Source organism: Bradyrhizobium sp. USDA 4532 (assembly GCF_024171315.1).
Taxonomy (GTDB): Bacteria; Pseudomonadota; Alphaproteobacteria; order Rhizobiales; family Xanthobacteraceae; genus Bradyrhizobium; species Bradyrhizobium australafricanum.
Window position 1 is genome coordinate 3573637 of the sequence record NZ_JALJZN010000001.1, and the last position, 20405, is coordinate 3594041.

Annotated in this window: 17 protein-coding genes; 3 read left to right on the forward strand and 14 right to left on the reverse strand. The window is 64.2% G+C overall.

The genetic code is table 11. The features are described 5' to 3' along the window. Positions 1-22: 22 nt before the first annotated feature. The 8 genes from J2R76_RS16880 to deoC form a co-directional block, all read right to left on the reverse strand. Positions 23-1114 (reverse strand): ABC transporter ATP-binding protein, encoded by a 1092-nt coding sequence (locus J2R76_RS16880; RefSeq protein ID WP_076829077.1) that lies wholly within the window; start codon positions 1112-1114, stop codon positions 23-25. Positions 1115-1198: 84 nt separating this feature from the next. After that, positions 1199-2638, reverse strand: a complete 1440-nt coding sequence (locus J2R76_RS16885; protein ID WP_233475792.1) for an extracellular solute-binding protein — start codon at positions 2636-2638, stop codon at positions 1199-1201. Between the two features lie 49 nt (positions 2639-2687). After that, positions 2688-3725, reverse strand: coding sequence for a carbohydrate ABC transporter permease (locus J2R76_RS16890; protein WP_057018873.1), 1038 nt, complete (start codon positions 3723-3725; stop codon positions 2688-2690). Next, on the reverse strand, positions 3722-4597 hold the full coding sequence (locus J2R76_RS16895) for a carbohydrate ABC transporter permease (protein ID WP_253624229.1): 876 nt from the start codon (positions 4595-4597) through the stop codon (positions 3722-3724). Before J2R76_RS16895 ends, J2R76_RS16890 begins: the two co-directional genes overlap by 4 nt. Positions 4598-4604: 7 nt before the next feature. Continuing rightward, positions 4605-5528, reverse strand: coding sequence for a ribokinase (locus J2R76_RS16900; protein WP_253624230.1), 924 nt, complete (start codon positions 5526-5528; stop codon positions 4605-4607). Between the two features lie 4 nt (positions 5529-5532). Next, positions 5533-5988, reverse strand: a complete 456-nt coding sequence (locus J2R76_RS16905) for an RbsD/FucU family protein (RefSeq protein ID WP_057018876.1) — start codon at positions 5986-5988, stop codon at positions 5533-5535. A 79-nt stretch (positions 5989-6067) separates the two neighbouring features. Continuing rightward, a complete protein-coding gene (locus tag J2R76_RS16910) occupies positions 6068-8455 on the reverse strand; it encodes an aldehyde dehydrogenase family protein (RefSeq protein WP_253624231.1) in 2388 nt (795 codons plus the stop codon). Between the two features lie 10 nt (positions 8456-8465). Further along, positions 8466-9470: a deoxyribose-phosphate aldolase gene (deoC, locus tag J2R76_RS16915; protein ID WP_253624232.1), complete on the reverse strand. Its 1005-nt coding sequence runs from the start codon at positions 9468-9470 to the stop codon at positions 8466-8468. 257 nt (positions 9471-9727) lie between these two features. Between deoC and J2R76_RS16920 the strand changes: the two genes are divergently transcribed. Further along, the gene (locus tag J2R76_RS16920) at positions 9728-10522 is read left to right on the forward strand and encodes a DeoR/GlpR family DNA-binding transcription regulator (protein ID WP_057018878.1); all 795 of its coding nucleotides are present in this window, start codon (positions 9728-9730) and stop codon (positions 10520-10522) included. A gap of 80 nt (positions 10523-10602) precedes the next feature. Here J2R76_RS16920 and J2R76_RS16925 read toward each other — a convergent pair whose 3' ends face one another. The 3 genes from J2R76_RS16925 to J2R76_RS16935 form a co-directional block, all read right to left on the reverse strand. Beyond that, on the reverse strand, positions 10603-11754 hold the full coding sequence (locus J2R76_RS16925; RefSeq protein ID WP_141341650.1) for a substrate-binding domain-containing protein: 1152 nt from the start codon (positions 11752-11754) through the stop codon (positions 10603-10605). A gap of 101 nt (positions 11755-11855) precedes the next feature. Continuing rightward, positions 11856-12848, reverse strand: a complete 993-nt coding sequence (locus J2R76_RS16930; RefSeq protein WP_253624233.1) for an ABC transporter permease — start codon at positions 12846-12848, stop codon at positions 11856-11858. Continuing rightward, positions 12845-14425 (reverse strand): sugar ABC transporter ATP-binding protein, encoded by a 1581-nt coding sequence (locus tag J2R76_RS16935; RefSeq protein WP_253624234.1) that lies wholly within the window; start codon positions 14423-14425, stop codon positions 12845-12847. Before J2R76_RS16935 ends, J2R76_RS16930 begins: the two co-directional genes overlap by 4 nt. A 259-nt stretch (positions 14426-14684) precedes the next feature. On the opposite strand from J2R76_RS16935, the gene J2R76_RS16940 reads away from it, so the two are divergent. Continuing rightward, positions 14685-16517, forward strand: a complete 1833-nt coding sequence (locus tag J2R76_RS16940) for a PQQ-binding-like beta-propeller repeat protein (RefSeq protein ID WP_253624235.1) — start codon at positions 14685-14687, stop codon at positions 16515-16517. A 99-nt stretch (positions 16518-16616) separates the two neighbouring features. After that, positions 16617-16898, forward strand: a complete 282-nt coding sequence (locus J2R76_RS16945) for a hypothetical protein (RefSeq protein WP_253624236.1) — start codon at positions 16617-16619, stop codon at positions 16896-16898. A gap of 162 nt (positions 16899-17060) precedes the next feature. Here the strand turns inward: J2R76_RS16945 and J2R76_RS16950 are convergent, their stop codons facing one another. The 3 genes from J2R76_RS16950 to J2R76_RS16960 all read right to left on the reverse strand — a co-directional run bounded on the left by J2R76_RS16950 (position 17061) and on the right by J2R76_RS16960 (position 19823). Then, positions 17061-17432: a tyrosine-type recombinase/integrase gene (locus J2R76_RS16950; RefSeq protein ID WP_253624237.1), complete on the reverse strand. Its 372-nt coding sequence runs from the start codon at positions 17430-17432 to the stop codon at positions 17061-17063. Positions 17433-18903: 1471 nt separating this feature from the next. Next, positions 18904-19560, reverse strand: coding sequence for a hypothetical protein (locus J2R76_RS16955; RefSeq protein WP_253624238.1), 657 nt, complete (start codon positions 19558-19560; stop codon positions 18904-18906). Next, positions 19557-19823, reverse strand: a complete 267-nt coding sequence (locus tag J2R76_RS16960; protein ID WP_253624239.1) for a hypothetical protein — start codon at positions 19821-19823, stop codon at positions 19557-19559. The genes J2R76_RS16955 and J2R76_RS16960 overlap by 4 nt, the downstream gene beginning before the upstream one ends. Positions 19824-20405 lie beyond the last annotated feature (582 nt).

The window sequence follows — 20405 nt, forward strand, 5'->3', positions numbered from 1 at the left end:
TGTCGAGCCAGGCTGCGGCGGATCAGCAAATAGCCGTCCCAGACACCTTGTCGAACAAGTGCGTTCGCTCGAGATCGAGCGCGACGTCGATGACATGATCCGGCTCCGCGGCGACGCCGACCGGCATTTGCGCCGTGAACGCGAATGGGCCGACGGTCCCGATCACCAGAGTGTGCGGCCCGAGCGGCTCCACGTCTTTCACAAGGATTCGGACGGAAGAGCCTGTCGATGCGTCTTGCCGCAACACATGGTCGGGCCGGACGCCGAGCACCACGGGCTTGCCGACGCTGCCGGCATAGGCCGCCTCGCGTGACTTCGGCACTCTCAACGCAGTGCCCGACGGCTCGGTGAAAATGAGCGCGCCGTCGCGGGCGACGAGCTCGCCATGGATGAAATTCATGCTGGGCGCGCCCATGAAGCCGGCGACGAAGAGATTGCTGGGCTTCTCGTAGATCGTGATCGGATCGGCCGCCTGCTCGATGCGGCCGCGGTTCATCACCACGACGCGGTCGGCCATGGTCATGGCTTCGACCTGGTCGTGGGTGACATAGACGATCGTCTTGGCGAGACGGCGGTGCAGCGCCTTGATCTCGGTCCGCATCTCGATGCGGAGCTTGGCGTCGAGATTGGACAATGGCTCGTCGAACAGAAACACATCCGGGCTGCGCACGATGGCGCGGCCGATCGCCACGCGCTGGCGCTGCCCGCCCGAGAGCTGTTTGGGCCGGCGCTGCAGATATTGTTCGAGGTCAAGCACGCGCGCCACGTCGCTGACGGCCTTCTCGATGCTGGCGCGCGATTCGCCCCGCACCTTCATGCCGTAGCCGATGTTCTCTCCGACCGTCATATGCGGATAGAGCGCGTAGTTCTGGAACACCATCGCGCAATTGCGCAAGCCAGGACGCAATTGCGTCACGTCGCGATTGCCGATGCGGATGGTTCCGCTCGTCACCGCCTCCAGTCCTGCGATCATGCGCAACGTCGTCGTCTTGCCGCAGCCGGACGGGCCGACAAGCACGACAAACTCCTCGTCGGCCACGTTGAGGTCGAGCCCTTCAATGATCTTGTAGGGCCCGTATGCCTTGCTGACATTCTCGATCTCGACGTGCGCCATGGATTCCTTTTCCGTCCCTTCATCGACGGCAAGTAAAGTCCCGGACGATGCTCGCGCATCATCCGGGGACGTCTCACTGGAAAGCTAGTTCTTCGGCGGAAGGCCCATCGCCGCGCGATAGGCCGCGAGCTGCTTGGCCCGGCCGAACTCGTCGGTCAGCCGATTCCACTCCTTGGCCATCGCGTCGAGCGCCGCCTGCGGCGTGGTCTGGCCGGCCAGCGCCTTGCCGAGCTCGATCTCGACCACCTCGGTGTAAGAGAAGTAACCGGGCAGACGCATGTCGAGCGCGACGTTCTTGGCATTGATGGAGTCCGATTGCGCGCCGAGATATTCCTTGGCCTCTTCCGGCGAGAAAATCTTGCTCCACAGTTGCAGATTGGCCGTGTGCGATTTGCGATAGGGATTGACGCCGCTGCCGCCGGTGATCGCCGCCTGGCCCGACACTTCAGGACTTGTCAGTGTCTTGACGAAATCCCACGCCGCCTTCTGGTTCTTGCCGGCCTTCGGCACCGCGATCTGCCAGCCGCCGAATGCCATGAACGGGCCCGGAAGCACGCTCGGGAACTTGTCCCACTTCTTGGTCTTGGCGTTCCAGATCTCGTCCGAACCGGGTAGCATCGCCGAACCGACCTTGCCCGAGATCTTCGATTGCTTCGGGTCGGCGGCGATGACGCCGGTGTCGCCCCAGCCGATCGATTCCGCAACCTGGCCGCCGGCCACGGCAGCGTTCACCTCACCGAACGAGAAATTCAGCGCGTTGGGCGGCCCGAGCTTCGATGCCCTGATGTATTCCTCGAGCCCCTTCACCCAGCCCGGATTGTTGATCTGCGCGTCCATCGTCTCGGGATCGAAGAACATCGCGCCCGGATAGTTCGGATTGTTGGTGTAGGCCGCCGCATGGCTGAAGAAGAACCAGAACTGCTGACCGCCGCGGCGGAAGGCTTCCGCCGTTCCCCACAGCCCCTTGTCGGGCCGCTGGAAGAACTCGGCAATGTCGAGATACTGCTTCCAGGTCTTCGGCGGCGCGAGGTCGTAGCCGTATTTGGCCTTGAAGGCGTCCTTCTCCTTGGGATCGCTGAACAGGTCGGTGCGGTAGGTATAGGTGTGGACGTCGCCGTCCATCGACTGCGAGTAGATCTTGCCTTCCCACACCATCAGCCGTTCGCGATAGGCCGGCTCGATATCGTCCCAGTCCTTGCCGGACTGCATCTCCTTCGGCATCTCGCTGAGATAGGGCACGAAATCCGGCAGCCAGGCCGGCGCGAAGCTGACGAGGTCGAACGTCGCGTCCGATGCGGTGAGCGACGTCGCGATCTTCGGATAGAGCTCGGACCATGGAAACTCCACGACATTGACCTTGCCGCAGGTCTTCTTCGCCCATTCGTCCGCGCCGAGCTTGAGCGCAGAGGCGATATACGGCCCGGTTTGCGACGCCACCGTCAGGGTGACGCCGGTATAGTCCGGGCTGCAGGCGGCATTCGCCTGGCTCGCGGCACAGGCCATCGCGAGCGAGGTGGTCAGCATCAGGAACGTCCGTCGCAACATCGTCTAGTCCTCCCTACAAGGTTTTTTGCTATTTGATGGCCCCGAGCAGCAGGCCCGACCGCATCATCCGGCTGAGCAGGCCCGCCATGATCATCATGGGAACGATGGCGACGAGCGCCGCAGCCGATATCGCCCACCATTCGTCGCCGCGCTGGCTGTTCTGTCCCGCCACCAGGATCGGCAGCGTCTGCCATCTGGAATTGGTCAGGAACAGCGCGAACAGAAACTCGTTCCAGACGAAGGCCAGCGTGATCATGAACGTCGCCAGCAGCCCGTTCATCGACATCGGCACCACGATGCCGAAGAAGATGCGCCAGCTCGGCACATTGTCGACCATCGCCGCCTCCTCGACCTCGATCGGCACAGCCTCGAAGAAGTCGCGCATCAGCCAGACGACGATCGGCAGCGAGAAGGCGACGTAGCAGAGCGTCAGGCCGACAAAGCTGTCGATCAGCTGGAAGCCCAGCCGCCCGATCTCGCTGTAGAGCAGATACAGCGCGAAGGCGGTGACGATGGGCGGGAACATGCGCTGGCTGACGAACCAGAACAGGATGTCCTCATTGCCGAGGATCGGTCCGGGCAGCGGCAGGCGGTTGGCGGCGACGGCCACGATCAGTGCGATCGGAAAGGCCAGCAACAGGGCCTGCGGGCGGGTGAACCCGAACGTCGTGTTGAACAGCAGGTAGCCGCCGAGCGCGAGCAGGAAGAACGCGAGGCCCGCGCCGAAGCGGACCTTGAATTCGAAGCGCACCAGCGCATAGGCCGCCATCGCGCCAATCGCCGTGGCGATCGCTGCCGCGGATAGGCCAACGATGGTCGAGTTCAGGAAGGTCCGGAAGAACTCGCCGCGGATGCCCTGATAGAGATCGATGAAGGGCTGCAAGGTCGGCGTGAAGTCGATGAACGGCAGATAGGTCGGCCCGCCGACGACGCCGGGCGGCGTCTTGAATGCGGTCACCACCACCCAATAGAGCGGAAACACCGTGATCAGGCACCAGATGAGAACGCCGGCCGCGACCAGGCGGCGGCGCCATGGCGACAGTCCCGTCAAGCCCTGGCCGCTCATCGGCGCTTCTCCAGATGCGGCCGCAGCAGCGCCAGATAAGTCACGCCGATGATCGTGATCGCGATCAGGAACAGGAAGCTGAGCGCCGATGTGTAGCCGAGATTGAACTTCTTGAAACCTTCCTGATAGGCGAACAGCGTCAGCGTCTCGGTGTCGACGCCCGGCCCGCCGCCGGTCATCACGAACACCGTGTCCATGATCTTATAGCTCTCGATCAGGCGGATGAAGACGACGGCGGCCGAGATCGGCAGCATCATCGGAAAGGTGATGGCCCAGAACTGCTGCCAGGCGCTGGCATTCTCGAGCTCGGCGGCCTCGTAGACATCTTCGGGAAGCGTTTGCAGCCCGGCTAGCATCATCAGGATGACGAACGGGGTCCACTGCCAGACCTCGACCGCGATGATGCAGGCGAGTGCCCAATGTCCATTGGTAAGGAACGGCAGGTTGACCAGGCCGAACTTCGACAGGAACTGATTGAGCGGTCCCATCGTCGGATTGAAGATCATGCGCGCCACCAGCGCGACCGCGACGGGCGCCAGCAGCATCGGCAGCAGCAGGGCGACGCGGAACAGCCGCTCACCCGGCACCCGCGCATTCAGCGCCAGCGCGACGCCGAACCCGATCGCGTATTGCAACCCGACCGCGATCAGCGCAATCAGCGTCGTGGTGAAGAGCGCATTCCAGAACCGCGGCTCCTGCAACAACGCCGCATAATTGCCAAGCCAGACGACGCGCGGCGGGATCGGCGGAATCAGCCGGTAGCTGAGGAAGCTCGTAGTCAGCGAATAGATCAGCGGAAATATCGAGATCGCCAGCACGACGAGCACCGCCGGCCAGATGAAGACATGCTTGATCGGATCATTCCGCATCATCGCAGCATCATCCCCTCAGCAGCGCTTCGATCTCCGCGCGCCGCGGCATCGCGGGCGCGGTGCCCGGCCGGGTCACCGAGATTCCCGCCGTGGCCGCACCGAACCGCGCGGCCTCGAGCGGATCGACGCCGTCGGCGAGCGCCGCCGCGAAGCCGCCGACGAATGCATCGCCCGCGCCGGTGGTTTCGACGACCTTGCCGGACGCGAAGGGCGGCACGTGCAGCGAGCGATCCCGCGCATGGAATAGCGCGCCGCGTTCGCCGAGGGTGATCAGCGCGGTCCCGGCGCCTTTGGCCAACAGGGCGTCGCCGGCGCGGCGGGCGCCGGCGAGGTCGCCCACCGCGATGCCTGTGAGCGCTTCGGCCTCGGTCTCGTTGGGAACGACATAATCGCACAGCGCAAACAGGCCATCGTCGAATTGGATCGCCGGTGCCGGATTGAACACCGTGATGCTGCCGGCGGCGCGCGCAATCTCGAGCCCGCGCCGCGCTGCATCGACCGGCTGCTCGAGCTGCGTCACGAACACGCGGCTGTCGCGGATCGCGTCCGCCACCGCGTCGACATCGGCCGGGCCGATACCGCCCGCTGCACCCGGCACCACGATGATGGCGTTGTCGCCGCGCGTCTCATGGACATAGATAAACGCCGCGCCGGTCGGCGCATCCGCGGTCCTCGCCACGCGCGGCCGGATTCCCTCGGCCTCCCAGGTCCTGATCGCAAGCTCGCCGAAGGCGTCGCTGCCGATCCGCGAGATGAAGCTCACGCCGGCGCCGGCCCGCGCGGCCGCGACAGCCTGGTTGGATCCCTTGCCGCCGGGCCCCATCGCGAATCCCGAACCGGCGATCGTCTCGCCGATCGCCGGCATGTTGCCGGCGCGGAACGCCAAGTCGACGACGAAGACGCCGAGGACGGCGACGCCACTCTTGCTCATCTCGTCACTCCCCGTCCGGCCCGATCACGCCCTTGCTGAACAGGAAGCAGCCATAGAAGCGCCGCTCGCCCGTCGCGATCACGCAATAGGCCGTCTTGGCCTTCTCATAGAAAGCGTGGCGCTCGACGCCGACCAGCGGCCAGGACCGTCCCTCCGCGCGATCGATCGCGGTCTGCACCTCGCGCTGCACGGGTGGCACTTCCTGAGCCTGGCCGACAATCTCCATGCGGCTGGCCGCATCGTCGACGAAGGTGTCGAGCGGCATCACCGAGAGGATCGCCTCAACCGCCCTGGCCGCGTTGACATTGTCGATGCGCAGCAACCGGCCGAGAACCGTCTGGCGCGCGATCGAGTCGGCCGGAAAATTGGTGTCGCACACCACCAGACGATCACCATGCCCCATCGCCCGCAGGGCGTAGAGTACGTCGGCATTGAGCAGTGGATCGATGCCCTTGAGCATGTTGCGTCCTTCCCTTGTGTTCAAACTCGCCGGACTCTGACGGTCCGAACCCCATCGATATCACCGCGAGGTGACGTCGCTAGTCACCGTACGGAATCCAGATGTTCTTCACCTGCACCGCGTGGCGCAGCAGGATCGGGCCCTCGCTCGCGGCCTTGTCGTACCAATCGAGCGCGAGGCCATGATCGACCAGCGTCCGTTTGAGATTGCCGATCGACAGCCGTTCGGCGGCCGCTGAGGCGTCCTGCGATCCGAACGCCCAGAGCGCGTCGACATCGTCGTGCTCGGCAAGCACCTTGACCAGCTCGCTGTGATCGCCGGTGACGATGTTGACCACGCCGCCAGGCACGTCCGAGGTCTCCAGCACCTGGTAGAAGTCGGTCGCGGCGAGCGGATGCCGCTCGCTGGGCACGGCGACGACCCGGTTGCCCATCGCAACCAGCGGCGCCACCAGGCTGATGAAGGCAAGCAGCGGCGCCTCGTCGGGACAGGCGACGCCGACCACGCCGATCGGCTCATGCATCGCGAGCGCCACGCCGCGCAGCGGCGGCGCGTGGATGGATCCTTCGAATTTGTCCGCCCAGGCGCCATAGCCGAACAACCGCTCGATGCTCGCATCGACTTCCGTGCGCGCCTTCGCAGCCGACACGCCGGTCATCTCGGCGATGCGCCGGGCGAATTCGTCGCCGCGCGCGGAAAGATTCTCGGCAAGGTAATAGAGGATCTGGGCGCGATTATGCGCCGTCGCCCGCGCCCAGGACTCGGCGGAGCGCGCCGCGGCCACCGCATTGCGGATATCCTTGCGATTGCCCTCGCCTGCCTCGCCGAGGCGCCGGCCCTTCGGCGACAGCACCGGACGCGAATAATTGCCGTCCGGGCGCACCTGCTTGCCGCCGACGAACAGTTTTGCCGTTCGATCGATCGGCGGCACATCGAATCCGGCGCTGGCGCCAGAAGCCGTCGCCAGCGGCGATGCCTTGGCCCGCGCCTTGCGCCCGCTCCAGGCCTTCGGCTTGAGGTACTCATACATGCCTTCACGGCCGCCCTCGCGGCCGAAGCCGGACTCGCGATAGCCGCCGAAGCCGACGCTGGCGTCGAACAGATTGGTGGCGTTGACCCAGACCACGCCGGCCAAGAGCTTCGGCGCGATATCGAGCGCCAGCCCGAGCGTCTCGCTCCACACGCTCGCAGCAAGACCGTAGCGCGTGTTGTTGGCGAGCATCACAGCCTCGTCGGGGGTGCGGAACGTCATCGCCACCAGGACAGGGCCGAAGATCTCTTCGGTCGCAACCGTCGAGGACGGATGCACGTTCCAGAGCAAGGTCGGCGGATAGAAACATCCTTCCGCCGGGATCGCACCGGACGCCTGATATTTCTCGGCACCCTCCTTCACTCCGGTCTCGACCAGCGACTTGATCCGTTCGAGTTGCACCGGCGCGACCACCGCGCCCATGTCGATCGCCTTGTCGAGCGGCATGCCGACGCGAAGCGTCTCCATGCGGCGGATCAGGCGCCGGCGGAAAGTATCCGCGATCCCCTCCTGCAGCAGCAGCCGCGAGCCGGCGCAGCAGACCTGGCCTTGGTTGAACCAGATCGCATCCACCACGCCTTCCACCGCGCCGTCGATATCGGCATCGTCGAACACGATGAACGGCGACTTGCCGCCGAGCTCCAGCGTGAGGGACTTGCCGGTGCCTGCGGTCGACTGGCGGATCAACCGCCCGACCTCGGTCGAGCCGGTGAACGCGATCTTGTCGACGCCGGGGCTTTCGACCAGCAGCGCGCCGGTGGCACCGTCGCCGGTCACGACATTCAGCACGCCCGGCGGCAGGCCGGCCTCGGCCGACAGTTCGGCGAACAGCAGCGCGGTGAGCGAGGTGAACTCCGCCGGCTTCAGCACCACCGTATTGCCCGCGGCCAGCGCCGGCGCGATCTTCCACGCCAGCATCAGCAGCGGAAAATTCCACGGAATGATCTGCCCGATCACGCCAACCGGCACCTGATCGGTGAATTCGCGCTCCTGCAGCTGCGCCCAGCCGGCGTGATAGAGGAAATGGCGCGCGGCGAGCGGCACGTCGAGATCGCGGGTTTCCCGGATCGGCTTGCCGTTGTCGATCGCCTCCAGCACGGCGAACAGCCGGGCGTGACGCTGTAGCATGCGCGCCAACGCATAGAGATGACGCGCGCGGCCGTGACCGCCGAGCTTTGCCCAGGCTGTCTGCGCAGTGCGTGCGGCGTTGACCGCCGCCTCGATATCGGCGGCGGCGCCCTGCGCGATGCGCGCCAGCGTCTTGCCCGTGGCCGGCTCGGTCGTCGTGAGGTGTTTGCCGGCGTGCGGCGCTGTGAACTTGCCGGCGATGAAATGCCCGAACGTGGCGCCATGCCGCGCCAGCCAGGCGCGTGCCTCGCCGTCCGCCTCCGGCGCGGGGCCATACTCCATGGTCTCGAAATAGCTTGCGACGCTCATCGCTGGAGTCTCATCCCACGGGGTGGCGATTGAAGGCCGAATAGTGGCCGGTCACGTGATGCTCGAGCTGTCGCTCGATATCGGCGAGCAGGCTGGAGGCGCCGATGCGGAACAGATCCGGCTCGAGCCAGTCGCGTCCCAGCTCCTCCTTCATCAGGAACTGATAGTTGAGCACGTCCTTTGCCGTCGAGATTCCGCCGGCCGGCTTGAAGCCGATCTGGTAGCCGGTGCGCTCCTGATAGACGCGGATCATCCGCAGCATCGCGAGCGTCACCGGCAGCGTCGCGTTGACGCCTTCCTTGCCGGTGGAGGTCTTGATGAAATCGGCGCCGGCCATCATGCAGACCATCGACGCCTTGGCGACATTGCGCAGCGTCTTGAGATCGCCGGTGGCCAGGATCGTCTTCAGATGCGCGTCGACGCAGGCGACGCGGAAATCCCGCACCTCGGCGTAAAGCGCCCGCCAATCGCCGGTCAGCACATGCTCGCGCGTGATGACGATGTCGATCTCCTGCGCGCCGTCGCGGACCGACGCTTCGATCTCCTTCAGCTTCAGATCGTGCGGCACGAGGCCTGCGGGAAATCCGGTCGAGACCGCGGCGACCGGGATGTCCGATCCGCTGAGCGCTTCGACGGCCGTCGCCACGAACCGATGGTAGACACAGACCGCGCCGGTATGCAGCTCGCGGCCGGCAAAGCCGAGCCGCTCGAGAAGGTCGCCGCGCACCGGCGCTTTGGCCTTGGCGCAGAGACGCTTCACCCGTTCGGTCGTATCGTCGCCATTGAGCGTCGTCAGGTCGATGCAGGTGATCGCCTTGAGAAGCCACGCCGCCTGCGCGTCTTTCTTGACCGTGCGCCGGCCCGGCAGGCTCGCAACGCGGCGTTCGGCGGCCGACAGATTGATCCTGATCTCGTCGACCCAATCCATCTCGAGCGAGCGACCGCTGTTGCGCGGGAGCTGATGCCCGCCGCCCGGGGAAGGCGACTGCGCGGCCAATGGGGATGGATTCTGCATGAAGACGCTCTGCGTCATGGAGGCGCCGTGCGTCCTAGCGAATCGACGAGATCGCCAGATAGACTGAATGTGTCGATCGCAACATGTGATCCTCCCCTGACCTTGCCGCGGGGTTTGCTGACTGCCTGAGGACGACACCGTCCCCGACCCTCGATCAGCCCGCCGGACTGGATGTTATTATTGTAACAAATCGACGTTGATAAACTCACAACATTGTAAGATCATTGTCAATCGGATAAGCAAGCCCGGCGATCAAAATGGCTGAAACATCGAACGCACGACCAAGCGAGACGCGCGTGCAGCGCCTGCAGAGGCTGCGCCGCGCCGTCGAATCGAGCGGCACGCTGCATCTGAAGGACGCCGCCGAGCTCCTCAAGGTTTCCGAAATGACGGTCCGGCGCGATCTCGCCGGGCCGGACGCCGCGCTGGCGCTGCTCGGCGGCTACGTCGTCAATGCGGCGTCGCCGACCGGGGTCAAGTACACGTTCGAGCAGGAGATCGATCAGCACACCCAGGACAAGCGCCTGGCCTGCCGGTCTGCCGCGGCCTCGATCAAGGAAGGCGATACGATCTTCATCGATTGCGGCACGACGATGCAGTCGCTGGCGGACTGCCTACCGGAGGACCTGCCGCTTTCGGTGATCTGCTATTCGATGAACGTGGCGTCGATCGTCACGCGACGGCCGGCCACGCAGGTGATGCTGATGGGCGGCCTCTACCATCCGTCGTCGCAGTCCTTTGCGTCGGACGACGGCCTATCCTATCTGCGGCGGCTCGGCATCAACAAGGCCTTCATCTCCGCGGGCGGCGTGCACTGGACCCGCGGCGCGAGCTGCTCGAATTTTCACGAGGTCGCCGTCAAGCAGGCCGTCATCGAGACCGCGATGGAAAGCATCCTGGTGATCGACGCCAGCAAGCTCGGCAGCCTCAAGTCGGCGTTCTTCTCCGATATCGGCGCGTTCTCGCGCATCATCGTCGGCGGCGCGGCGTCAGCGGACATGCGCAAGCACTTCCGTAGCCTTCCCGTCGAGTACGTGACCAGCGCAACCTGATCCGAGCGGGGGCTGGCACGCCCGGATCAGGCTGCTCACGATGCGCGGGCTCGCGGGACCACGCATCGCACTCCTGCGGCTCAGTTGCAGGCAGGCTTCGCCTTGTTGCAGGCGTCGGTCAGCTCCGGCGGCGGCTCCTTCTTGAACACCGTCTTGTAGGATTCCAACACGTTGGACTGCGTCACCGGCAGCGACTGCACACCGATCCAGCCCGGCGTTTCCTTGCCGAGCAGCGCGTTCATCATGGCCATCGCTTCGGCGACACCCTGGTCATAGGGGCGCTGCGATCCGGTCGCCTTCAGCGGGCCACCCTTGGCGATCTCGATCGCCGATTGCAGGCCGAGATCGACGGTGGCGACCGGAATGTCGATGCCCTGCGCGCGCATCGAGCTCAGCGTATCGAGCGCCGGCTGGTCCCAGACCGCGAACAGACCCTTGATATCCGGATTGCCGGTGAGGAAGTCGCCCGCGATCTGCGACACCTTCGGCGGGTCGGTGAAGTCGACCTGCTTCATCTTGATGTCGGGACGATTCTTCTGCATCCACTCACGGACGCCCTTGGTGCGCTCGTTGGTGCTGAAATAATCGACGCCGAAATTGACGAGGCCGATGGTGCCGCCCTGCGCGACGCAGGACGCCAGGATCTGGGCCGCGATCAGGCCGTTGCCCTGGCTATCCGCCGAGATCATGGAGGCATATTCCTCCGGATGCTTCAGGCCGGTCGGGATGCTGTCCATCAGCACGAGCTTGATGCCGGCCTTGGCGATCTTCTTGTAGGTCGGTGCGGTCGCCGTGAAATCGACCGGGATCGAGATGATGCCATCCGGATGCTGCTGGATGGTGTTCTCGATATCGGCGATCTGCTTGTCGACCTGATATTCGGCGGACGCGACGCCGGTGACGGTCACACCGTACTTCTTCAGCGTATCGGTGATGCCCTGGATCTGCAGTTGCGCCCAGTCGAGATTGACGGTCTGCATGGAGATGCCGACCTTGAAATGCTTCTCCCTGATCTTGGCGGCATCGGCGTCCGACAGCGCCAGCACTTCGGGCGAGGCGGCCTTCTCGCCGTGCGGCCCCTGACCGACGATCGATTTCGGTCCAAGCGTCGCGAGATCGATGCCCTTGACGCAGGTTGCAGGCACTTCGGCGCGGGCCGAGGCGGCGATCGAAATGGTCGTCGCCGCGATCAACGCGGTCAGCGGCAGGGTTTGTCGCAAGATCGGCTTCATTGTTTCCTCCCGTTTTGGTCGCCGATTGACCGGAGGCCGGCGACCTTGCCCCTACCCTTGCAACGCCTGACCTTGCGGCCCATGCGCTGCACCGTCGTGCTCTAGCGTTTCGTGAAGGCGACCGCGGCCACGATGATCGCTCCCTTGATGACGAGCTGCAGCGGCGAGCTGACGCCGAGCAGCACGAGGCCGTTGTTGAGTGTGCCGATGATGAGGCTGCCGAACAGCGTCCCCAGGATGTAGCCGCGCCCGCCGAACAGGCTGCAACCACCGAGGATCACGGCGGCGATGACGTCGAGCTCCATGCCCTGCACGACGTCGGGCCGCGCGGCGTGCGAGCGCGCGGACAGCACCAGCGCCGCGAACCCGGCCAGCGCGCCGGTCAGCACAAAGGCCGCGGTCGTCACCCACTTGGTGTTGATGCCGGAATACAGCGCCGCGGTCGGATTGCCGCCGACCGCATAGATGCGGCGGCCGAACACGTTATAGTGCAGCAGCAGGATGCCGACGATCATCGCCACCAGCGTCCAGGCGATCGGAACCGGTATGCCCAGGAACGAGCCTTCGCCGAAGATCGCAAAGTAGGTCTCGTTGGTGATGATGACAGGCTTGGTATTGGTCACCATCATCGCCAAACCGCGCGCCATGCTCAGTGAACCCAGCGTCACCAGGAACGACGGGATCGAGAGCTGCGTGGTCAGGATGCCGTTGAGCAGCCCGACCAGCGCGCCCGTGCCGAGCCCGGCAACAGCGCCGACGATCCAGCTGTTGTTGATCTGACTCATCGCGAGCGCCGCGGCCATGCCCGACAGCGCCAATGTCGATGCGACCGACAGATCGATCTGGCGCGCGATGATCACAAAGGTCATGCCGACCGCGATGATCGAGACCAGCGTGGTCTGGCGTCCGATGTTCAGGAAATTGTCGACCGACAGGAACCAGGGCGAGGACAGGCTGAACACGACCAGCAGCACCACGAAGGCGATGTACAGCATGTAGGGCCGCTCGCCCCGCAGCAGATTCTGCAGCAGCTTGCGGCGTCGATCGGATCGGGTCGACGAGGCGACGAGGTTGGGCGCGGTCAGTTCGGTCATGCGGGCAGCTCTTGCAATACACCTTGTTCGGAAGCCTGGTAGATCTGCAGCAGATGATGGAGCTCTTCGGCATCATCGATCTCCCCGCGCACCAGCGTTCGCGCCACGCGTCCATCGACGATCACGGAGATGCGGTCGCAGAGCTCGATCAGTTCGACGAGGTCCGACGAGACCACCAGGACGCTGGTGCCGTCGCGGGCGGCATTGCGGATCACGCCGTAGATCTCCTCGCGCGCGCCGACGTCGACGCCAACCGTCGGCTCGTCGAGCAGCAGCACGCGCGGCCGCGGATCATTCCATTTTCCGAACACGACCTTCTGCTGGTTGCCGCCGGACAATGTCCTGACCAGGCTCGAGGCGCCTTGCGCCTTCACCGACAGCCTCGCCACCGCAGCGTCGGCACGCCGGGCGGCGGCGCGCTGCTGCATGAAGCCCCAGCGCGAGAAATGCGGAATCCGCGGCAAGGTGATGTTGCGCTCGATCGAATGATCCAGCACCAGGCCCTGCAGATGCCGGTCTTCCGGCACCAGCGCGACGCCATGGTCGATCGCATCGGCCGGGCTCCTCGGCAGCCATGGCCGGCCGTCGATCTGGCATGTGCCGCTGTCGACCGGCCGAAGGCCGAAGATGGTCTCCAGAATCTCGGTGCGTCCGCTGCCGATCAATCCGGCAAGGCCGTGGATCTCACCCTTCATCACGGACAGTTCGACGGCCGACAGGCGATCGTTCGACACGCGCGACAGCGACAGAACCGGCGACGGATCGAATGAACGCGCAACTGCAGGTTCAGCGCGCGACGCCGCGGGCGCCAATCGATCGGTGCCGATGATGGAGTTCACCAGCCGCTTCATGTCGGTCTCGGCGGTGACGAACGTGCCGGCATTGGCGCCGTCGCGGAGCACCGTGACACGCTGCGAGATCTCGAACACCTCGTTGAGCCGATGCGTCACATAGATCACGCCGACGCCGCGGCGCGTCGCCTTGCCGATCGCGTCGAACAGGATACGAACTTCATCCGAAGTCAGGGACGATGTCGGTTCATCGAGGATCAACAGGCGCACCTCGCCCATCAGTGCCTTGGCGATCTCGGTCATCTGGCGGTAGGCGAACGGCAGCGAGCCGACTGCTGCCTTGGTATCGAGGGGAATGCCGAGCTCGCTCAGGAACGCCCCGGCCCTGGCCATCAGTTCGCGCTTGCGGACAAAGCCGAACCGCGTACGCGGCTCGCGGCCGAGCAACAGATTGTCGGCGACGCTCAGCGACTCGACGAGACTGAGGTCCTGATAGACGACGGCGATGCCTGCCTCGCGCGATCTAGCCGGACTGTCGAACGTAGCTGGTTTGCCGGCGATCTCGATCGTGCCGCTGTCGGCCGCGTGGACACCACTAAGGATCTTGATCAGCGTGGACTTGCCGGCCCCGTTCTCGCCCAGCAGCGCGTGCACCTCGCCGGCCCGGACCTCGAGGTTGACGTCGCGCAACGCCCGCACGCCGCCGAAGCGCTTGTTGATGCCACCGACCATCAACAGCGCCGTCGACGGCCGAGGCTCGGCTGCGATCGAACCGGACAATTCCAAATTTTCCTCCCGTCGACCGCGCGCGGCGCTGGTACGATGGTGACATATTGTTATTTTTGCAACTTATCTTGTTATAATTCTATCACATCGGCCGACCTGTCAATGGGAGATCGCGCCGGCGGGCGCTCGAATTGAAGGCGGCGATCGGATCCTGCACCGCCATACGTGCGGCCGGCCTCCGCCAAGCACGATGGCAGCCGGAAGGTTGTGCTAAGCTGCAATTGCTCTCTTCATCAAAAACCAACGCCGGTGAATCACGATGAAACTGAGTGCTGCGATTGCCATCGCCCTGATCTCGTCTTGCCTGCCCGCCGCGGCGCAGCAAGCCGGTGCCGATCTCTACGCGCAACGCTGTGCGCAATGTCACGACAGCAGCAACGCGGCTGTTCGCGCGCCGAGCCGCATCGCGCTGCAATCCAGATCGTTCGACGAGGTGCTTGGTGCGATCACCACGGGCCCGATGGCATCCTTCGCGCAGGGACTGACCAGCGACGAGCGGGCGGCGATCGCCTCACTCGTCACCGGAAAGGCCGCGTCGCTCGTGCCAACCGAGAGCGCAGGCCAATGCGCGCAGAACGAGACCGGCTTTCCGCAGCCGATCGATGGGCCGCGGTGGAACGGTTGGGGCACGGATATCAACAACAGCCGGTTTCAGCCGGCGGCAATGGCCGGCCTCGCGCAAGACCAGGTCCCGCGGCTGCGTCTGAAATGGGCGTTCGGATTTCCTGACACGTCGAACGCCAACGCGCAGCCGGCCGTCGTCGGCGGCTTGCTGTTCGTCGGTGGCGGCGACCGCAAGGTCCACGCCCTCGACGCCAAAAGCGGCTGCACGCGCTGGGCGTTTCCGACCGAGGCGCCGGTGCGGACGGCCATCAGCTTTGCCCCGCTGGACAACGGCCAGCCTGCCATCTTCTTTGGCGATGTGCGTGCCAACGTCTACGCCCTGAATGCCGCGACCGGCAAACTGATCTGGAAGAGCAAGGTCGACGATCATGTGGCCGCCCGGATTACCGGTGCTCCAGTGTTCTATTCCGGCGTCGTCTATGTCGGCGTTTCATCGATCGAGGAGGCTATCGGGTCTCGTCCCACCTACCAGTGCTGTACGTTTCGCGGCAGCGTCGTTGCGCTGAAGGCCGAGACCGGCGCGCAGATCTGGAAGGCCTATACGATTCCCGAGGCACCGCATCCGACACGGGCGAACGCCCTCGGGACCCAGCTGTTCGGTCCGGCCGGCGCGTCGGTCTGGTCCGCGCCGACGATCGACGTGCAGCGCCAGGCGCTCTATGTCGCGACCTCGAACAGCTATGCCGATCCGGCAACCGACACCAGCGATGCCATCCTCGCGTTCGATCTCGCGACCGGCCGAATGCTTTGGCACCAACAGGCCACACCGAAGGACAGCTTCGTCGTTGCGTGTTTCGGCACCGATCAGAGCAATTGTCCGGAAGACCGCGGCCCCGACCATGATTTCGGCCAATCACCGATCCTGGTGAGCCTGCGTAACGGACAGCGCGTGCTGGTGATCGGCCAGAAATCCGGCGTGGTCCACGCACTCGATCCCGACCACGAGGGCAAGATCCTGTGGCAGACGCGGATCGGCAAGGGCGGCGCGTTGGGCGGAACCGAGTGGGGTTCGGCCGCCGACCAGGACCGAATCTATGTCGCCAATTCGGACGTACGATTTCTAAGGGACGGCACGCGACGTCTGAATTCAAGCGAAGGTGGCGGCCTGTTCGGGCTCGATCTTGCGACCGGGAAGATCGCGATGCAGGTCGCGCCGGTGGCCTGTGGCGACCGCCCGCAGTGCAGTCCCGCGCTCTCCGCGGCGGTCACCGCCATTCCCGGCGTCGTCTTCTCGGGCGGCGTGAGCGGCTTCCTGCGCGCCTACGCGACCGATGACGCACGGCTGCTGTGGGAGATCGACACCGCCCGCGACTACACCACGGTCAACGGAGTTGCGGCTCGCGGCGGCGCCATGGACGGACCCGGCCCGGTCGTCGTCGACGGCATGCTGTACGTCAATTCCGGCTACGCACAATGGAGCGGCCTGCCCGGCAACGTTCTGCTGGCCTTTGAGGTCGGCAACCCCTGACAGGTAGCTGCGCCGGCAAGCTGAGCACTACTCGCGGCGGGCTATTCGTGCTTTGATGTCGGACAGGATCAGCCGAGAGATCCGAAGGGAGACCGTGTGGTGCTTGGTGACGTGCTACGCAATTTCACGTCAGGGGCCGCTTCCCTCGCGCGCTCCAATGGTCCCGAATCGCCGATAGGAGGGACCAGCGTCCCGAAATCGACCGACATGGCAGCCGCGCTTCAAATCGATGCGCATGTCGTTGCGCACGAAAAACACAGAAACTATAAGTGCTTGAAAGAATGGTCGGAGTGGCAGGATTCGAACCTGCGACCCCTGCGTCCCGAACGTAATCAGCGAGCGAAAAAATCAACAAAAACAACGAAGCTCGATCCTGACTGACCACCTTTATCGCCGTTTGTTCATGGTGTTTCGGTGGTCAATCGGTGGTTGGCAAAGTGAGTAGCGGATTTCTACTCCGCGGGTTGCAGGTTCGAATCCTGCCGGGATCGCCAGTTCACTTTCCCGCTCCAGTCTTCTCAATAGGTCGAGATTGATTTTGGCTCACCGGGTCAGAGGTGAACCAGTGCCTGTTCCTGAAATGAGCTTCGCCCCCTCACGCGCCATCTTCTTTCGGTTTGCCGCTCGCGTGTAGACTTGTGCCTGCGATATCGACGACCAGCCGAACCACGCCATCAATTGATGGTCGGTAAAACCGAGCTCGGCCAGATAGGTCGCTGCGGCCTTTCGGAGACCATGTGAAGTGCACCGCTCCGGCAATCCTGCCTCGTGACAGGTATCGCGGAAGTAGTTCCCGAACCCGGCAGCGGTAAACGGTTTGTCCTGGGCCGTGACCAGGAAGGTCAGATGGTCACTCGCCGGCATTGCGTCGATCGCCGCCTGAACGCGTGGCATGACTTCGACTTTGAACGGCACCCCCAGTCTTCTTGCGGCCCATCGCCATCATCCCGCCGCGGATATGCTGCCGCCCCATCCGGACCACGTCACAGCGTGGCTGGCCGACCTGCAGGAGCAGCTCATAGGCCAGCCGGGCCCTTGTGCCGACGGCATGACACTTCTCGAACTGCTCGCACTCGGCCGTCTTCCATGAATGGTGACCGCCGGTCCTCAGGGAAGGCTCTTCGTACCGGTTCACGTACTCCAGAACCGGCAACAGTCGATCACATCCCATCTAAGGTATTGAAATAAAAATCTTTAGTTTTCGCCCCGTCGAGCAGCTCACCAGTCAGCCCACAAATGAGAACCACTCCAGCGCGAGCTGGCGCGCCGAGGTCACGCCGCCCCGGGTTGAACCAGGAGAAAAGAAGTACGTCTGTAAAACCAATGGCTTATAGCCTTATTCTGGGCAAACTTCGGGGGAAGTCTCTGGTTCGCTGGGTTGGTCGAGGATCAATCAGGTGTGGATTAGGGTCGTAGCCGTCGGAGTAATTGGCCTGGTAGGAATGGGCGCTGTTGCAGCCTTGGGGAGGAATCCCGCGCCAGCACATCCAATTGCCTACCCGGTGGCGGAGACCTCGAGTAAGAGCGACCGTCTACCGCTGTCGCGGGTGCGGGCTTCAGATGTGGCTGCCGTCGAGAACGAAATCGCGCCAGCAAACGAGGTTGCTGCGGTCACAACGGGTGCTTCAGCTTCGGCAACGATCGCTGCCCCAGCAGCACCCCCAATAGCTGTCGCGCCCCGTCCGACCGATCGATTGAAGGCGCCGGCCAAGATCATTTCTCGACATTGGCATGATCCTGCGGACACCACGTACAAATCAAAGCCGAATGCGAGTAGCGGAAGCAGTTCGCCAGTTACCCGCCCTGAAGCGGAGAAACAGCTTGGCGAAGTTAAGAACTGCAGCCAGAGCGGGCTGGACACTTTCCTGCGGTCGGTCAATCTGAAGCCGCGCTGCGCTTCCTAGAGAGTCATTGAAGAACGGCCTCCCCGCGGGGAGCTCACCGGCGGCGTCTTTTCCTGGGACTTGCGGCAGATCAATAGGAGCTTTTGCACAAGTTGTAAGTTGACGCGCAACACCGGGGCAGGTCCGAGACCGAGGTCGAGCCATGAGTACTGTCCCTCTGGACGTTGAAAGAAAATGCGAACAGCGGTGGGCCGCCAGGCGTAAGCAGCCGGTTCTAGCGGGAGCACCTGAAAGGCACTGGTCCGAAAGCCCGATTGAACCGCCCGCTGGGCATACAAAGGCTGAGCTAGAAGCTGCTGATTTAACCCTTCAGCCCACGAAGCAGCGACTATCGGGGCCAGCTGAAATCCCACCGCCGCGACGAAACATTTCGAGCCCGGCGGCGTCACCCCAGCCGGATTCTGATTAATGGAACAGCAACGTCGCTTGCATAAGATGTAGTCCACTCGCTGCAGGACGCTCGAAAATGACCGAGTACGTCATCAGGGAAGTTGGCCTCCGCCAGTGGCTCGTGTTTGCCGATCGGCGAAGCATCGCTTTTTGCGCCGACGAAGATGAGGCGGTGAAAGCCATGACCGAACATAGCGCGCGCCGCCGTCGACCACCTGAAACGATGGAAACTGCGCCAAGGGAAAACCCGCCGGTGTGAACCGGCGGGCTGCATATGACAGGTGGCTCAATTGTGGTTGCAGGCGACGGTGTTCGTCGTCACGCCGCCGCGAGGTTGGCTGCCGCAACGGCCATCGCTTGTCGCAGTTGATAATGCCGTCCGGGCCGATGGTGTCAGTGACCGGCCATTCGTCGCCTGCGTCTTCCACCTCGTTCGCGTACTGGAGAACGGCAGCGATGCCGGCGATAGTCGTGGGTATCGTTGACGCCAGCTCCCACGCAGCATCCATCGCGGCGTAACAACAGGCCTCGTTATGGTCTCGGGCGGCGTAGTAGGCGTCTGTGCCGCGCTCCGCCCAATCGTATGGTTCGATGGAAGCCAAGTGGTCCGCGGAGGCCTGACGATGTTTGGCGATGGCGGCGAATGCTGGATCAACGGAAGCCTCGGCGACTCCGGCTGATCCACTGAGCGCTGAGCCGGCAGCACCCGCAATCATCTGCAGGCCGAACCTTCGGGTTATCTGGGTCATTCCATGCTCCCGTGTTGCCAATCCTGCGACCCGATCTGCTCGAGTAGGCCGTCCAGATCCGCGATGCCGGTCTCGAACCCCTCCTCAAGGTCGCGGGCATCACCGGCCGCCCAATGGGTCTGGCTGGCCCATAGGAGGCTGCCGAGGCTCGGCTCGGAGGCCGCTTGGTCCTGCTCGGCGTCGACCTCAAATGTCTCTTCGCCGAGACGCTGGCGGGAGGCGTACCGCTGGTCCAGCATGCGGGCGAAGGTGCCGAGGTCCATTTCCCGGTCGTCACCACGGCCGCCCGCGCCGCGGCGTGGCGTTCGTCTTACGCCAACATCGCGATATGTGAGGGACAGGCTTTCTCAAAACGGCAGGGCTGCCTCAGCGCAGGTGCCATCTCACCGGGGTTTTGCGGGCCGCAAGTTCCTTGCAACCATATCTTTTCAGGATCATTGTTCCAACATCACCGGCCAAGGGTTGTCTGTAGGCGTCGGTGGCTGAGAGACCGATAGCGCTCCCGCCTGCATACCAGGGAGGGGAGCGCATGACCGAACTCCGACTTTCCAAGCGAATTGATCCTCCGGGTAAGAGCGTCTGCGCGGAGGCTGAGCGGCTGCGAAAAGAGGCGCGCGGCACCCCGCCAGGAGTCGAGCGCGACCGGCTTATTCGGCGGGCGCGGCAGGCTGAAGCAGCCTGCCGGATGACGCGATGGCTGGCTTCACAGGAGTTACAGCCACCAGCCTGAGAGCGTGACGTTCGTGAGAATGCTGCAGGCTCGCAAAGACCTGTTCGCGCGAAAACGAAACGGCCCCAGCACTTCTGGGGGCCGTGGAGGCCAGTGCCAGGGCCGCTGCCGCGCA

Coding starts and splice junctions, on each gene's coding strand:
- J2R76_RS16960 (WP_253624239.1), bottom strand. CDS start 19,823: ATGGACCTCGGCACCTTCGCCCGCATGCTGGACCAGCGGTACGCCTCC.
- J2R76_RS16910 (WP_253624231.1), bottom strand. CDS start 8,455: ATGAGCGTCGCAAGCTATTTCGAGACCATGGAGTATGGCCCCGCGCCG.
- J2R76_RS16930 (WP_253624233.1), bottom strand. CDS start 12,848: ATGACCGAACTGACCGCGCCCAACCTCGTCGCCTCGTCGACCCGATCC.
- J2R76_RS16885 (WP_233475792.1), bottom strand. CDS start 2,638: ATGCTGACCACCTCGCTCGCGATGGCCTGTGCCGCGAGCCAGGCGAAT.
- J2R76_RS16940 (WP_253624235.1), top strand. CDS start 14,685: ATGAAACTGAGTGCTGCGATTGCCATCGCCCTGATCTCGTCTTGCCTG.
- J2R76_RS16890 (WP_057018873.1), bottom strand. CDS start 3,725: ATGAGCGGCCAGGGCTTGACGGGACTGTCGCCATGGCGCCGCCGCCTG.
- J2R76_RS16880 (WP_076829077.1), bottom strand. CDS start 1,114: ATGGCGCACGTCGAGATCGAGAATGTCAGCAAGGCATACGGGCCCTAC.
- J2R76_RS16895 (WP_253624229.1), bottom strand. CDS start 4,597: ATGATGCGGAATGATCCGATCAAGCATGTCTTCATCTGGCCGGCGGTG.
- J2R76_RS16925 (WP_141341650.1), bottom strand. CDS start 11,754: ATGAAGCCGATCTTGCGACAAACCCTGCCGCTGACCGCGTTGATCGCG.
- J2R76_RS16955 (WP_253624238.1), bottom strand. CDS start 19,560: ATGACCCAGATAACCCGAAGGTTCGGCCTGCAGATGATTGCGGGTGCT.
- J2R76_RS16920 (WP_057018878.1), top strand. CDS start 9,728: ATGGCTGAAACATCGAACGCACGACCAAGCGAGACGCGCGTGCAGCGC.
- J2R76_RS16905 (WP_057018876.1), bottom strand. CDS start 5,988: ATGCTCAAGGGCATCGATCCACTGCTCAATGCCGACGTACTCTACGCC.
- deoC (WP_253624232.1), bottom strand. CDS start 9,470: ATGCAGAATCCATCCCCATTGGCCGCGCAGTCGCCTTCCCCGGGCGGC.
- J2R76_RS16900 (WP_253624230.1), bottom strand. CDS start 5,528: ATGAGCAAGAGTGGCGTCGCCGTCCTCGGCGTCTTCGTCGTCGACTTG.